The sequence below is a fragment of the Micromonospora yangpuensis genome, from assembly GCF_900091615.1.
GTDB classification, from domain to species: Bacteria; Actinomycetota; Actinomycetes; order Mycobacteriales; family Micromonosporaceae; genus Micromonospora; species Micromonospora yangpuensis.
In genome coordinates this window covers 6074007-6088550 of sequence record NZ_FMIA01000002.1, presented here as the reverse complement: position 1 = coordinate 6088550, position 14544 = coordinate 6074007, and the positions used below count along the sequence as shown (strand labels likewise).

General features: G+C 74.1%; 15 protein-coding genes. 9 read left to right on the top strand and 6 right to left on the bottom strand.

All coding sequences use genetic code 11. The annotated features are described in order from the left end of the window. The first annotated feature begins 87 nt into the window (after positions 1-87). Positions 88-918 (top strand): hypothetical protein, encoded by an 831-nt coding sequence (locus GA0070617_RS32515; protein WP_091447591.1) that lies wholly within the window; start codon positions 88-90, stop codon positions 916-918. Between the two features lie 182 nt (positions 919-1100). On the opposite strand, the gene disA is transcribed toward GA0070617_RS32515, so the two are convergent. The 4 genes from disA to GA0070617_RS27570 form a co-directional block, all read right to left on the bottom strand. Continuing rightward, the gene (gene disA, locus GA0070617_RS27585; RefSeq protein ID WP_091445000.1) at positions 1101-2285 is read right to left on the bottom strand and encodes a DNA integrity scanning diadenylate cyclase DisA; all 1185 of its coding nucleotides are present in this window, start codon (positions 2283-2285) and stop codon (positions 1101-1103) included. A gap of 95 nt (positions 2286-2380) precedes the next feature. Continuing rightward, entirely contained in the window at positions 2381-3862 is a 1482-nt protein-coding gene (radA, locus tag GA0070617_RS27580) for a DNA repair protein RadA (RefSeq protein ID WP_373868441.1), read from the bottom strand. 90 nt (positions 3863-3952) lie between these two features. Beyond that, complete coding sequence (locus GA0070617_RS27575) at positions 3953-4723, bottom strand: prolipoprotein diacylglyceryl transferase (RefSeq protein ID WP_091444994.1); 771 nt, start codon at positions 4721-4723, stop codon at positions 3953-3955. A 129-nt stretch (positions 4724-4852) separates the two neighbouring features. Next, positions 4853-5692, bottom strand: coding sequence for a UbiA family prenyltransferase (locus GA0070617_RS27570; RefSeq protein ID WP_091444991.1), 840 nt, complete (start codon positions 5690-5692; stop codon positions 4853-4855). A 46-nt stretch (positions 5693-5738) separates the two neighbouring features. On the opposite strand from GA0070617_RS27570, the gene GA0070617_RS27565 reads away from it, so the two are divergent. From GA0070617_RS27565 to GA0070617_RS27550, 4 genes are read left to right on the top strand one after another with little or no spacing between them, the layout of a single operon-like run. Beyond that, a complete protein-coding gene (locus GA0070617_RS27565; protein WP_091444989.1) occupies positions 5739-6500 on the top strand; it encodes a methyltransferase domain-containing protein in 762 nt (253 codons plus the stop codon). Between the two features lie 43 nt (positions 6501-6543). Beyond that, positions 6544-7713, top strand: coding sequence for an acyl-CoA dehydrogenase family protein (locus GA0070617_RS27560; protein WP_091444987.1), 1170 nt, complete (start codon positions 6544-6546; stop codon positions 7711-7713). Between the two features lie 55 nt (positions 7714-7768). Continuing rightward, entirely contained in the window at positions 7769-8827 is a 1059-nt protein-coding gene (locus tag GA0070617_RS27555; RefSeq protein ID WP_175440684.1) for a type III polyketide synthase, read from the top strand. 56 nt (positions 8828-8883) lie between these two features. Beyond that, positions 8884-9432: a hypothetical protein gene (locus GA0070617_RS27550; protein ID WP_091444986.1), complete on the top strand. Its 549-nt coding sequence runs from the start codon at positions 8884-8886 to the stop codon at positions 9430-9432. A 13-nt stretch (positions 9433-9445) separates the two neighbouring features. Here the strand turns inward: GA0070617_RS27550 and GA0070617_RS27545 are convergent, their stop codons facing one another. Then, positions 9446-10159, bottom strand: a complete 714-nt coding sequence (locus tag GA0070617_RS27545) for a hypothetical protein (RefSeq protein ID WP_091444984.1) — start codon at positions 10157-10159, stop codon at positions 9446-9448. 376 nt (positions 10160-10535) lie between these two features. On the opposite strand from GA0070617_RS27545, the gene GA0070617_RS27540 reads away from it, so the two are divergent. The 4 genes from GA0070617_RS27540 to GA0070617_RS27525 are packed head-to-tail and all read left to right on the top strand — an operon-like array spanning position 10536 to position 13360. After that, positions 10536-11021: a CarD family transcriptional regulator gene (locus GA0070617_RS27540; protein WP_007073334.1), complete on the top strand. Its 486-nt coding sequence runs from the start codon at positions 10536-10538 to the stop codon at positions 11019-11021. 54 nt (positions 11022-11075) lie between these two features. Next, positions 11076-11807 (top strand): 2-C-methyl-D-erythritol 4-phosphate cytidylyltransferase, encoded by a 732-nt coding sequence (ispD, locus tag GA0070617_RS27535; RefSeq protein ID WP_091444982.1) that lies wholly within the window; start codon positions 11076-11078, stop codon positions 11805-11807. After that, the gene (gene ispF / locus GA0070617_RS27530; protein ID WP_091444980.1) at positions 11804-12289 is read left to right on the top strand and encodes a 2-C-methyl-D-erythritol 2,4-cyclodiphosphate synthase; all 486 of its coding nucleotides are present in this window, start codon (positions 11804-11806) and stop codon (positions 12287-12289) included. Before ispD ends, ispF begins: the two co-directional genes overlap by 4 nt. A 9-nt stretch (positions 12290-12298) precedes the next feature. Next, entirely contained in the window at positions 12299-13360 is a 1062-nt protein-coding gene (locus GA0070617_RS27525; protein WP_091444978.1) for a tetratricopeptide repeat protein, read from the top strand. On the opposite strand, the gene GA0070617_RS27520 is transcribed toward GA0070617_RS27525, so the two are convergent. Next, entirely contained in the window at positions 13333-14529 is a 1197-nt protein-coding gene (locus GA0070617_RS27520) for a homogentisate 1,2-dioxygenase (RefSeq protein WP_091444976.1), read from the bottom strand. The two genes, GA0070617_RS27525 and GA0070617_RS27520, sit on opposite strands and share 28 nt — an antisense overlap. Between the last annotated feature and the right edge of the window lie 15 nt (positions 14530-14544).

Genomic DNA, 14544 nt, shown 5'->3' with positions numbered 1-14544 from the left:
TGAGTGGAAGGTCGTCGCGGTGAGGCGTCGGTGGTCCGGCGCGTCCTGCCGGACGCGGGTGCGGTACGCCGCTACCGTGGGGGCATCATGCGTCTGACGGTCGGTCCCCTGCCATCCGCCGTTTACTGGCGGCGTCGCGCCGTCGTACTCGGAGCGGGGCTTCTTCTCCTGATTGTGCTGCTCTATTCCTGCGACCGGTCGGACAACACCGCCGGGACACCGGAGGGTGGGCCGTCTCCGGCGCCTACCGAATCGGTGCTGACCCCGCAGACCGGCGGGCCCTCCGCGGGCCCGGAGGCGCCGGGAGGCCCCGGCGGCGAGGGCGATCCGGGCGGTGCCGGTCCGGGCGGCGCGGGTCCGGGCGGTTCCGGATCGGACGGTGCCGGGCCCGGTGCCGCCCCGGGCGGCTCGGGGCCCGGTGGTTCGGGGCCCGGTGGTTCGGGCAGCCAGGGTGGGTCGGGGGACTCGGGCTCGGGCGACTCGGGCGGCCCCGGAGGGCCGGTGGCCCCGGCGAGCGACGGTGGCTGCACCGACGCCGAGATCGTGGTGACCCCGGTGGCGGCACCGACGGAGGCCCGCAGCGGCACCGTGGTCGATCTGGAGATCAAGATCAAGAACCTGTCGGAGCGGACCTGTAACCGCGACGTCGGCGCCGATCTCCAGGAGCTGTTCATCAAGGCCGGCGCGGAGCGGGTCTGGTCGTCCGACACCTGCGGTCTGGCCAAGGGCTCCGACGTGCAGTCCTTCGCCCCCGGTTTCGAACGGGCCTACCGGGTCGCCTGGAACGGTCGGGACACCACCCGGTGCGCCGACGGGCTGGCCGCCGGCCCCTTCGCGAAGGCCGGGTCGTACCAGCTCTTCGGTCGGCTCGGCACCAAGCTGAGTGACCCGGTGCGACTCACCATCGTCGAGAGCTGACCCCGGCCCTGGCCCGACCGTCAGCGACGCCGGATCCCGGCACGCCGCCGGCCGACGCCGGGCCCCGGCCCGCCGCCGGCAGCGCGCGGAACCGGGCCGCCGCCGGCAGCGCGCGGAACCGGGCCGCCGTCGACGACACCCCGACGCGCGGTCCGTCGCGTCCGGTGCCGGAGCCGGCGTCCTCAGACGTACCGTTCCAGGATGGACGCCTCGGCGAGCCGGGAGAGGCCCTCCCGGACCCCACGGGCCCGGGCGTCGCCGACGCCGTCGACGGCCTGCAGGTCCTCGACGGTCGCGCCGAGCAGTCGTTGCAGGCTGCCGAAGTGCACCACCAGCCGGTCGACGATCGGCACCGGCAGGCGCGGCACCTTGGCCAGCAGACGGAAGCCGCGCGGGCTGACCGCCGCGTCCAGGGCATCCGAGACCGACGGGTAGCCGATCGCCTTCGCCACCGCCACCAGGTCGATCAGCTCGGTGGCACCGAGCAGGTCCAGCTCGACCAGTGCCTCGTCCAGGGTGCGGGACTTGCGGCCGGTGGGCAGATAGTCCCGGATGACCAGGGTGCGGTCGGCGTCCACGCCGGCCATCAGCTCGTCGAGCTGAAGGGCGAGCAGCCGACCGTCGGTGCCCAACTCGACCACGTAGCCGGCGATCTCGTCGGCGATCCGCCGGACCATCTCCAACCGCTGCACCACGGCCACCGCGTCCCGGACGGTGACCAGGTCCTCGATCTCCAGGGCGGAGAGCGTGCCGGAGACCTCGTCCAGCCGGAGCTTGTAGCGCTCCAGGGTGGCCAGGGCCTGGTTGGCCCGGGACAGGATGGCCGCCGAGTCGTCAAGCACGTGCCGCTGGCCGTTGACGTAGAGGCTGATGATCCGCATCGACTGGCTGACCGAGATGACCGGATAGCCGGTCTGCCGGGCCACCCGCTCGGCGGTGCGGTGCCGGGTGCCGGACTCCTCGGTGGGGATCGACGGGTCCGGCATCAGGTGCACGCCGGCCTGGACGATCCGGGTGCCGTCGCTGGAGAGCACCACCGCGCCGTCCATCTTGCACAGCTCCCGGACCCGGGTGGCGGAGAACTCGACGTCCATCGGGAAGCCGCCGGTGCAGATCTGGTCGACGACCTTGTCGTAGCCGAGGACGATCAACGCGCCGGTGCGGCCGCGCAGGATCCGTTCCAGGCCGTCGCGCAGCGCGGTGCCCGGCGCCATCAGGGCCAGATTGGCGCGGAGCGGGTCGCCGCCGGTGCCGGCGGAACCGCCGGTCACGCTGACGCTGATGGGACGGGTGGGCGAACCCACGGCACCCGTACGGACGTGAGGTGTCGCGCCGGCAGGCTTGGTGGCATCGCGGTCGGTCGGCACGGGCACAGTCTACGGAACGCCCTGCGTTGGGTGCTGTCGCGGTTACTGTGATGCGTCACCTGACCGGCCCTTTCTCGTCGACGTACCCGGACAGTTCACCCGGCCGACGCCCGAGCGGCCGCCTGCAACGCGGCCCGCAGGTGGGTGACCTCCACCACTCGCATGTTCTCCGGGCCGGCCCCGGTCGACTCCGGCCCGCACCCGGGCGGCACGAGCGCGAAGCGGAAGCCGAGCCGGGCCGCCTCGGCCAGCCGCCGGGGAACCGCACCGACCCGGCGTACCTCCCCGGTCAGTCCGACCTCGCCGATGGCCACCAGGTGCGGGTCGATGGCCAGGTTGAGCCCGCCGGAGGCGACGGCGAGGGCGACGGCGAGGTCGGCGGCCGGCTCCACCACCCGGATGCCTCCCACGGTGGCGGCGAAGACCTCCCGGTCGTGCAGCGTCAACCGCTCGGTACGCCGTTGGAGCACCGCCAGCACCATCGCCAGCCGGGCACCGTCCAGCCCGGAGACCGTCCGTCGGGGCGACCCGGCGACGGTCGCGCCGATCAGCGCCTGCACCTCGGTGACCAGTGCCCGCCGCCCCTCCATGGCCACCGTGACACAGGTGCCCGGCACCGGCTCGGAGTAGCGGGTCAGGAAGAGCCCGGACGGGTCGGCCAGGCTGCTGATGCCCCCCTCGTGCATCTCGAAGCAGCCCACCTCGTCGGCGGCGCCGAAGCGGTTCTTCACGCCGCGCACCATCCGCAGCGAGGAGTGCTTGTCCCCCTCGAAGTGCAGCACCACGTCGACCAGGTGCTCCAGGACCCGGGGGCCGGCCACCTGACCGTCCTTGGTCACGTGCCCGACCAGCACGGTGGCGATGCCGCGTTCCTTGGCCACCGAGACCAGTGCGGCGGTGACCGCCCGGACCTGGGTGACCCCGCCCGGCACCCCCTCGGTGCCGGTGGTGGAGATGGTCTGCACCGAGTCGAGCACCAGCAGACCCGGCTCGACCGCGTCCAGATGGCCCAGCACCGCGCTCAGGTCGCTCTCGGCGGCCAGGTAGAGCTGCTCGTGCAGGGCGCCCATCCGCTCGGCACGCAACCGCACCTGGCTGACCGACTCCTCGCCGCTGACCACCAGGGACGGGCTGCCCGCGCCGGCCGCCCACTGCTGGGCCACGTCGAGCAGCAGGGTCGACTTGCCGACGCCGGGCTCACCGGCCAGCAGCACCACCGCGCCGGGGACCAGCCCGCCGCCGAGGACCCGGTCCAGCTCGCTGACGCCGGTGGGCCGGGCCCGAGCCGGTGCCGCGCTGATGGTGGCGATCGGGCGGGCCGGCTCGGCCGGCATCCGGGAGCTGACCACCCGTCCGGCCACCGTCGGGCCGGTCACCGTCGACTCGACCACCGAGCCCCACTCGCCGCACTCCGGGCAGCGCCCCACCCACTTGGGGGGCTGGTGGCCGCAGGCGTCGCACTCGTACGCCGGGCGGGGCTCCCGGCCACCGGCCCGGCTGCGGCCCATGGCCGTGCCGCTCTTTGCCCGGCCGGCGGCCGGGCCGCCCGCTGGCAGGCTCGATCGAGAGGTCGTCACGACCAGAACGCTATCCGTCCGCTACGACCAAAAACCGCCGGCGTGGTGGTCACCACGCCGGCGGTCGGTCGAACGGTACGGATCCGGAGGTCAGTGTCCTTCGCCCTCGATACCGAACTCACGCTCGATGATCGGCGAGGGCGGTGCGGCCGGGGTGAGCGGCACGGCGACCGGTGCCGGGGTGCTGAGGGTCTGGCCGTTGCCGAGGTCGAAGACCAGGTTCACCTGCTGGCCGGCGCGCAGCGCCTCGTTCAGACCGACCAACTGGAGCTGGCCGGCGTCGCCCCCGGTGAGCTGCAGGTAGCTCAGTGCCGGGATCTCGAAGCGGGCCGGCGCCCCGGCGGGACCGGACGGGCTGGGCGAGGCCGACTCGTCCGGGCCGGGCGAGGCCGACTCGCTGCCCGCCGGGGTCGGCGACGCGGACCCCTCGGGCGACGCGGACCCCTCCGGTGACGGCGATGCCTCTCCACTGGCGGTCTGGCCGGGCGAGGGCGGGCTGCCCGGGGACTGCGAGGGCGTCGGGTTGGCCGTGGCGTTCGCCCCGCCGACCAGCACGACCTCCCGGGCACTGTCGGTGCTGACGGTGACGGTGACCGGGCTGGCGGTGTCGTTGTAGAGGATCGCGCTCAGCGGGGCGTTCGCTCCGGCGGAGTAGCCCTCGCCGTCGGGGTACGCCACGACCAGGCCGCGGATCTTGAAGCCGTCGTCGGGGGTCTGGATGTTCACGCCCTGGACCGACGGCACCTTGTTGGCCGTCTCCGAGACCTGGCCGGTGCCGCAGCCCGCCGCCAGGCTGGTCGTCGCCGCCAGACCGGCCAGCAGCACGGCCGCCCGTCGGGATCCCCTGATCGAGCGCGTCACGTCGGTCCTCCTCGTTACGATCCCGGCCCGGGCGCACGCCGGGCGCGGTGGCCATACCCGCGCAGACCGCGCTCCAGGGTAGTTGGGCCACGGCGACCGTCGCACGGCGACCCGGGAATGCCGGGGTGCTCAGACCACCCGCCCGCTCGCCACGAGCAGCACCACATCGATCAACGCCACCAGCAGGACCGCCCGGAAGGCGGCCACCGGCCGGCCCGGCTCCCGGCCGGCGCGGCGCTCGCCGTACCAGCTCAGCGGTGGCACCACGGCGGCGGTGACCACCGCCGCGAGCCCGCCGACCGACGGGGGCCCGGGCGGCCCGAAGACCAGGATCACGGTCGCGGCCAGCAGGAGCCCGGCGGCGGCCAGCCAACTGCCCACCGGACCGATCCGGTGCGGCAGGCCACGGATGCCGGTACGCGCGTCGTCGGCCAGGTCGGGCAGGACGTTGGCGAAGTGCGCGCCGGCGCCCAGGCAGGCCCCGGCGGCGACCAGCCAGACCGGCGGGGTGGGCGCGCCGGGCAGCGCCAGCACCACGAACGCCGGCAGCGCCCCGAAGGAGAACGCGTACGGCAGCACCGAGGCGGCGGTGGCCTTCAGCGGCCAGTCGTAGAGCAGGGCCGAGACCAGGGCGGCGGTGATCCAGAACGCCGCCGTGCGGTTGGTGGTCAGCGCGAACAGCGGGGTGGCCAGGGCGGCAGCCGTGGCGGCCAGGGCGACGGTCCCTCGGCCGACCGCGCCCGAGGCCACCGGTTTGTCGGTACGCCCCACCGTGGTGTCCCGCCCGGCGTCGAGCGCGTCGTTGGCCCATCCGGTCGCCAGTTGACTGGCCCCCACCGTGGCCAGCACCGCGAGCACCCCGGCTGGTCGGTGCCCCACCCCCCAGGCGAGCAGTCCGGCGGCCACCGTCACCGCCGCCGCCGGCTCCGGGTGACTCGCTCTGACCAGCCCTAACACCAATCGCGACATAAGGGAAGTCTGGTCGTTACCGGGGAGTCGTGCCACGCTCGGTGGCATGCCACCCGCCGGTCCGACACCGCCCGCCGTCCCCGCCGGGCCGCTGCCCCGCAACGACCCCCGGCAGTACGACGAACTCGCGGGCGAGTGGTGGCGACCGGACGGCGCGTTCGCCATGCTGCACTGGCTGGCCCGGGCCCGGGCCGCGCTGGTGCCCCCGGCGTCCCGCCCCGACGCGCTCCTGGTCGACCTGGGCTGCGGCGCCGGGCTGCTCGCCCCGCACCTGGCCGGCAAGGGTTACCGGCACGTCGGGGTGGACCTCACCGGATCCGCGCTGGAGCAGGCCCGCACCCACGGGGTGACCGTGGTCAACGCCGACGCCACGGCGGTACCGCTCGCCGACGGCTGCGCCGACGTGGTGGCCGCCGGGGAACTGCTGGAACACGTACCGGACTGGCGGCGGGCGGTCGGCGAGGCGTGCCGCCTGCTGCGGCCGGGCGGCCTGTTGGTGCTCGACACCCTCAACGACACCGCGTTGAGCCGGCTGGTCGCGGTCGGGGTCGCCGAGCGGCTGCCCACCGTCCCCCGGGGCATTCACGACCCACGGTTGTTCGTGGACCATCGCGCCCTGCTCGCCGAGTGTGCCCGGCACGGCGTCGACCTACGGGTCCGCGGGGTCCGGCCGGAGGTGTCGGGGCTCATCGGCTGGCTGGCCCGGCGGCTGGTGGCCACCGAGGGCCCGGGTGGCCGTCCACCCCGGATCGTGCCTACCTGGTCCACCGCCGTGTTGTACCAGGGGCGGGGCGTCCGGCGCGGATAGCGCCGACGTCACGGGGTAGTGGTGACGTCGAGGAGGAACGACGATGACGCAGCAAGCGCTGGAGGCGGCCCGCCGGTTGGCACCCCGGTTCGCCGCCCGGGCGGCCGGGCACGACCGGGACGGGACGTTCCCGGTCGCGGACTTCGCCGACCTCCGCGAGGCGGGCCTGTTCGGTCTGATGGTCCCGGTCGAGCTGGGCGGGTCGGGTGCGACCTTCGCCGAGTACGCCGCGGTCGCCGCCGAGTTGGCCCGGGGCAACGGCGCGACCGCGCTGGTGTTCAACATGCACGCCTCCGTCACCGGTGCGCTCGGCGCGGTCGACGAGGACCTGGCCGAGGCGCTGGGGGTACCCGACGAGGCGCTGGCCGCCCGGGACGCCCTGCTGCGCGCGGCGGCCGAGGGGGCCTGGTACGCGGTGGCGATGAGTGAACGCGGCGCCGGTGCCCGGTTGTCCCAGCTCAGCACGGAGTACCAGCCGGTGGACGGTGGCTGGCAGCTCAAGGGCAGCAAGACCTTCTGTTCCGGTGCCGGGCACGCCGACGGGTACCTGGTGGCGGCGCGCAGCGCGGCGGACCCGTCGGTGGTCTCCCAGTTCCTGGTGCCGGCGACCGGTGACGGCCTGCGGGTGGAGCCGACCTGGGACTCCATGGGTATGCGCGCGACCTCCTCGCACGACCTGCACCTGGACGTGACCGTCCCGGCCGACCGGCTGCTCGGCGGGGTGGAGGGGTTGGCGCTGGTGATTGCCCAGCTGATGCCGCACTGGCTGGTCGCCAGCTACGCCGCGGTCTACACCGGGGTGGCCCGGGCCGCGGTCGAGGCGGCGGCCGCGCACCTCAACGCCCGTGACCTGGCCGGCCTGCCGGCGGTACGGGCCCGGCTCGGGCGGGCCGACGCGGCGGTGGCCGCCGCGTCGCTGGCGGTGGCCGAAGCCGCCCGCCGGGTGGACGAGGCCCCGGGCGACGCCGAGACCAACCGCTGGGTGTGGCGGGCGAAACTGCTGGCCGGTACGACCGCGGCCGAGGTCGCGGCGAGCATGGTGGAGGCGGCCGGCACCTCGGCGACCCGGCGGGGCCATCCGCTGGAGCGGCTCTACCGGGATGCCCGGTGCGGCTCGTTGCACCCGGCCACCTCGGACGTCTGCGCCGACTGGCTCGGCATCGCGGCACTGGGCGGGGACCCGGACCGCGACACCGCGACACCGCGGTGGTGAGCGCCGCCGATCGACACCGCGGTGGTGACCGCCGACGCGGCAGGGCTGACGAGAGGTGGGCATGGTGGCCGTTCCGGTGATCACGGGGCTCGGGACGGCGCACCCGCCGTCGTCCACGCAGGACGAGCTGTGGACGGGTTTCTTCGCCGGGCACTTCTCCGGTGCCACCCGGGAGCTGGGCCGGCGGGTCTTCGCCAACTCCGGGGTGCACCAGCGGCAGGCGGTGGTGAACCCGCTGCTGGAGGACGTCTCGCAGTGGCCCACCGAAAGCCGGATGCGCCGGTACCAGGTGGAGGCGTTGCCGTTGGGCCGGCAGGCCGTCGAGCGGGCGCTCGCCGCGGCCGGCCTCGCCGCCGCCGACGTGGGCCTCTTCGTCGTCTGCTCCTGCACCGGGTACGCCACTCCGGGGCTGGACATCCTGCTCGCCCGGGACCTCGGCATGGCCGCCGACACGCAGCGGATGTTCGTCGGGCACATGGGCTGTTACGCCGCCCTGCCGGGGTTGGGTGCCGCCAGCGACTTCGTCACCGCCCGCAGCCGGCCGGCGGTGCTGCTCTGCGCCGAGCTGACCAGCCTGCACCTGCAGCCGTCCACCGCCCGGATGGACACCCAGCAGGTCATCTGTCACGCGCTCTTCTCCGACGCCGCAGCCGCCGCCGTGGTCGTGCCGAACGCCCGGGGGTACGCCCTGCGTGAGGTCGCCTCGGTCACCGACACCTCGACGGCCGACCACATGACCTGGGACGTGACCGACACCGGCTTCCGGATGGGGCTGTCGGCGAAGGTGCCGCAGGTGCTTTCCCGGCACGTGCGGGGCCTGGTCGAGGAGCTGCTCACCCGGCACGGCACCAAACTGTCCGAGGTGGACGGCTGGGCGGTGCATCCCGGTGGGCCGCGCATCCTCACCGTGGTCGAGCGGGAGCTGGCGCTGCCACCGGAGGCCCTGGCGGCCTCCCGGGCCACCCTGGCCGAACACGGCAACTGTTCGTCGCCGACGGTGCTGCTGATCCTGGACCGGCTGCGTCGGGCGGTCTCTCCACCGGACCGGGTGGTGCTGCTCGCCTTCGGCCCCGGGCTGACCCTCTACACGGCCCTGCTCGAACGGCACGACTGACCGCCCGGCCGGGCTCGACGGTGGGACCGGTGCCGTCGGCTGGCTACCCTCGACGGGTGAGCGGTGCGGCGGGTGACGGGCTTCGCGGTGCCCTGCTGACCGGGTTGGCGCTGGTCACCCTGGTCGCCGGTGGCGTGTGGTGGCAGGCCAACGCCCCGGGTCCGGCCACTGTCGGCCCCTCGGAGCTGACCCGGTCGGAGCCGGGCCGGACCTCTCAGGTCGTCACCGTCGACCCCGGGACCGGTCAGGTGGTGGACGGGCCGCGCCGGGTGCTGGTCTACGACGGGTACCCGGGGGTCGGGCTGGCCCGGTTCGCCGAGACCGTCTGGCGGGACCGGGTGACCATCCGACCGGACGACCCGGTCCGCTGGGACTTCGACTCCCGGGAGGGCCGGCGGTACCTGCTGCAGTACCGCTGCACCGGGGCGGGCCAACTGGTGGTCTGGGCGTCCCGGGGGCGCGCCTCCGAGGCCGAGCGGTCGACCTGCGACGGCTCCCTGACCGGGCTGGAGCTGTCGGGGGAGGGCCGTCGGCTGCGGCTGCGGTTGGCGGTCTCCGGGCCGGCTCCGGCCGAGGTGCAGATCCAGTTGGTCACCCTGCCCTGAGCGGGGTCGACGGTCACCGGGTCAGGGCGGCCAGGTCGCTGCGGTAGTCCTCGACCGTCCGGACCTCGGCGACCACCCGCAGCAGGGTGCCCGAGCGGTCCACCAGCAGCACGGTGGCGCTGCCGGGCCGCCCCGGCAGGCGGAGGAAGGCGCGCAGGCCACCGGCCGGGTCGGCGAGTGGTCGTACCGGCGGGGCGGTGGTGGGTGGGCCCGTGCGGTCGCCGGTGACCGGCACGACGGAGACCTCGGGCGGGGCGGCGGCGACGGCCTCGGCCACCTGGTCCGCGCACTCGCAGGTGTCCACCAGGATGATCACCGCCGGCAGCAGGCCACGCAGCGACACCGGCGACTGTTCCGCGTCGACCAGGTCCAGGGCCGGCAGCGACCGGCCGGCCAGCCCGGTGGGTGGGGTCGGGTACGGCACCACGGTCGGCCGGTCTCCGCCGCGGGAGGGTCGGGGCCAGGTGCCGGCCAGCAGCGCGCCGGTGGTGATCAGCGCGACCACCAGCAGGATCAGCACCGGCAGGCCCAGCATCCGGTGGCCGGAGCCACCGAGTCGGCGCTGCCAGCGCCGACGGCGGGCCTGGCCGCGCAGCTCGCGCCGGACCAGTGCGGTCTCGGCGGCGAGCGCGGAGGGATCGTCGGGGACGACCACCCGGCCCCACTCGGCCGGCAGGTCGGGCAGTCCGTCGGTGGGCCCGGGGCCCTCTGCGTCCGGCATGCCCATCGAACCACCCCCTGACGAACCTGAGCGCTCAGCGGTGCCTCTCCAGCGTCCCGTACCGGGCGGTCTGACGCCACACCTGAGCGGAGGTGAGATCTGGGGGATATCATGGAACCGTGCGCCGACCTGGCTCAAGGGCGGCGACGGCACGGCAGGGCGCAAGAGCACAGCCGCCAAGGGGGGTCGACAGCTCCGACCACCCTTCACCGGGAAGGCATTTGGCGGTCACGCAGCGTGTTCGATCCATCGAATCGGCCCCTTGTCAAGCCGAAGAAATACCTCTCACAGGGCCTCTGAGCTGCGCCAACGGTCAGGTCAGCGGTGAGACATCGGTGCCTGAGCGTGTTACCCTAGACACAGCGAAAGGGGTTTCGAACCTATGGTTTTCAGTGTCGGCGAGACCGTTGTTTACCCCCACCACGGGGCCGCACTCATCGAGGCAATCGAGACTCGGGTCATCAAGGGCGAGCCCAAGCAGTACCTCGTCCTGAGGGTCGCACAGGGTGACCTGACCGTCCGGGTGCCCGCTGAGAACGCCGAGATCGTGGGCGTGCGTGAGGTGGTCGGCGAAGAGGGCCTCGGCAAGGTCTTCGACGTTCTCCGGGCTCCGCACACCGAGGAGCCGACCAACTGGTCGCGACGTTACAAGGCAAATCTGGAAAAGCTGGCCTCGGGTAACCCGCTGAAGGTCGCCGAGGTCGTCCGCGACCTGTGGCGTCGGGAGCGGGAGCGGGGCCTCTCCGCGGGTGAGAAGCGGATGCTCGCCAAGGCCCGCGACATCCTCGTCGGTGAGGTCGCGCTGGCGGAGAAGAGCACCAAGGACGAGGCGGAGACGCTGCTCGACAAGGTGCTGACCGAGGCCTAGTCCCCGCAGCATCGTCGTACCCACCTTGCAGCAAAAGAATCCGAGGACCGCGACGTGACCGCGCAGCTCAACCCGCGCGGTGACGTCGCGGTCCTCGTGCCTGCGGCCGGTGCCGGGGTACGCCTCGGTCCCGGCCGTCCCAAGGCACTGCGACTGCTCGCCGGCGAGCCCCTGCTGGTGCACGCGGTACGCCGGCTCGCCGCCGCGCCGTCCGTGCACACCATCGTGGTGGCCGCCCCGGTCGCCGATGTCGAGGCGGTCCGGGACCTGCTCGCCCCGGTGGCCCCGGTCAGCGTGGTCCCCGGCGGCGCGCACCGGCAGGCCTCGGTGGCCGCCGCCCTGGCCGCCGTACCCGCCGGACCGGAGATCGTCCTGGTCCACGACGCGGCCCGCGCGCTCACCCCGGCCGAGTTGATCGAGTCGGTGGCCGCGGCCGTGCGTGCCGGCGCTGACGCGGTGATCCCCGTTCTCCCGGTGGTCGACACGGTCAAGGAGGTCGACTCCGAGGAGCGGGTCCTCGGTACGGTCGACCGGTCGGCCCTGCGCGCGGTGCAGACTCCCCAGGGTTTCCGTCGGGCCGTGCTGGCCGCCGCCCACGCCGGCGCGGGTGACCCACTCACCGACGACGCGGGCCTGGTCGAGAAGCAGGGCGTGCCGGTGCGGTGCGTCCCCGGTTCGGAGTACGCCCTGAAGATCACCCGACCGTTCGACCTGACCCTCGCCGAGCACCTGCTCGCCGCCGACGGCGTAGCGTCGGACAGCTCCGTGGCACGTACCCTGTTTTGATGATCGTTCCCCGGGTGGCCATCGGCACCGACGTGCACGCCTTCGAGCCCGGTCGGCCCTGCTGGGTCGCCGGCCTGCACTGGCCGGGCCAGGACGGGTTGGCCGGGCACTCGGACGCCGACGTCGCCGCCCACGCCGCCTGCAACGCGCTGCTCTCCGCCGCCGGCCTCGGTGACCTGGGGTCCAACTTCGGCGTCGGTGAGCCGGAGTGGGCGGGTGCCTCCGGCGTCGCGTTGCTCACCGAGAGCGCCCGCCGGGTGCGGGCGGCCGGGTTCGAGATCGGCAACGTCTCGGTGCAGGTCGTCGGGGTACGCCCCAAGATCGGACCGCGGCGGGAGGAGGCCCAGCGGGTGCTCTCGGCGGCGGTCGGCGCGCCGGTGACCGTCTCCGCCGCCACCACCGACGGGCTCGGCTTCACCGGCCGTGCCGAGGGGCTCACCGGTATCGCGGTGGCGCTGGTGTACCCGGCCGAGTCGGCCTAGGCTCGCGCGATGTCCAGCGACCCCACCTCCGACGAGTCCGCCGACGGCTACCTCCAGCGGGCCCAGCTCCTGGCCGAGCTGGGCCGGTACGACGAGGCGGCGGCGGAACTGGGGTTCGCCGTCACCCTCGACCCGGGCAGCGCGGCGGCGTTGACCATGCTGGCCCGGGTACGGCTCGCCGCCGACCAGCCGGCGCAGGCGCGTACCGTGGCCGAGCAGGCGGTGGCGGTCGCACCCGGGGCCCTCGCGCCGTTGGTGGTACGGGCGCTGGCCCTGATCGACCTGCGGGAGTTCGCCGAGGCGGCCCGGACCGCCGACGAGATCCTGGCGCTCGGCCCGGACGACGCGTACGCCCAGCGGAGCGCCGCGGCGGTGCTGGCCGGCGCGCGCAACGGCCAGCCGGCGCTGAACGCGGCCTGGCGCGGGGTGGAGCTGGCGGTCGAGGAGCCGCAGGCGCACCTGGTGCTCGGGCTGGTGGCGGCCCGGCTGGGCCTGTTCGACCTGGCTGAGCGGGCCTACCGGGAGGCGCTGCGGCTGAACCCGCAGCTGGCCGAGGCCCGGTACGACGTCGGTGTCCTCCGGCTCGAACAGCGGCGGTACGCCGAGGAGCTGGAGCAGTTGGCCGAGGCGGCGGCGCCGACAGTGGCAGCGGAGCCGGCCGGGAACCCAGCGATGCCGGTAGTGGCCGGGAACCGCCGGACCATCTCCGAGGGGCTGCGCCGGTTGGTCCTGCACGGCGCCGGCTGGTCGTTGATCGGCACGGTGCTGGTGGCCTGCGTGGCGGCCGACAACGGCGGGCTGTCCCGGTTGCTCGCGCTGGCGGCGGCGCTCGGCTGCGGGCTGGTGGTGTGGCGGTACGCCACCCGGCTACCCGGGCTGACCAGCACCGTCCTGCCCGGCCTGGCGCGCTCCGACCGGATGGTCGCGGTGGCCGTGTACGCGGTGGCCGCCGCACCGGTGCTGATCCTGCTCTACGCGGTGTTCGGTTCCCCCTGGCCGCTGGTGCTCTCGATCGTCGCCACCGCGGTGGCCCAGTTGACGGTCTACGGGCGGGCCCAGGTGAAGGCGTAGGCGTCGTCTTCGCAGGCCCGGGCGGCGTCGCAGAGGTCGAGCGGACGGAAGGTGTCCACCATGACCGCCAGTTCGTCGAAGTAGTCGACCCCGATCGACCGTTCGGCGGCCCCGGGCTGCGGGCCGTGGGTGAAGCCGGACGGGTGCAGCGAGATCGAGCCCTGCTCGATGCCGGAGCCGCGCCGGGCCTCGTAGTTGCCGCCGGTGTAGAAGAGCATCTCGTCGGAGTCGACGTTGTGGTGGTTGTACGGCACCGGGATGGCCTGCGGGTGGTAGTCCACCTTGCGCGGCACGAACGAGCAGATCACGAAGTTCGGGCCCTGGAAGGTCTGGTGCACCGGCGGCGGCTGGTGGATCCGGCCGGTGATCGGCTCGAAGTCGTGGATGGAGAACGCCCACGGGTAGAGGTGGCCGTCCCAGCCGACCACGTCGAACGGGTGGTGGGCGTAGACGTACCGGGTCCAGGCGGTGCCGTCGCCGCCCGGGCCGGCGGCCCGGGAGCGGTGTCGGACCAGCACCTCCACGTCGGTGTCGTCGACCTGCAGCGTCGCGTCCGGTCCCCGGACGTCGCGCTCGCAGTACGGGGAGTGCTCCAGGAACTGGCCACGGACCGAGAGGTACCGCTTGGGCGGGCCGATGTGGCCGGTCGCCTCGATGGCCAGCAGCCGGGTCGGCTCGCTGCCGGTCGGTACGAGCCGGTGGATGGTGGAGGTGGGGATGACGACGTAGTCGCCGGCGACCGCCTCCAGCACGCCGAACGGCGACTCCACCCGCAGGCCGCCGGACTCCAGGTAGAGGCACTCGTCGCCGGTGGCGTTGCGGTACAGCGGGCCGGGCCGGTCGGCCAGCACGTAGGAGATCCGTACGTCGTCGTTGGCCAGCAGCGCCTGCCGGCCGAGGACCGGGTCGGCCCCGGTGCCGTCGAGTTTGTGGGTACGCAGGTGGCGGGGCTTGAGCGGCAGGTTCGGCAGCCGGATGGTGGTGGTCGGCGGGCGGAACTCCTCGGCGGCCACGATCGCGGTCGGCGGGTACCGGTGGTAGAGCAGGGACGAGTCGGCGGAGAAGCCCTCCTGGCCCATCAGCTCCTCGGCGTAGAGGCTGCCGTCGGGCTGGCGGAACTGGGTGTGCCGTTTACGGGGTAAGTCGCCGACGCGGCGGTAGTACGGCATGTCGCCTCCGTGACT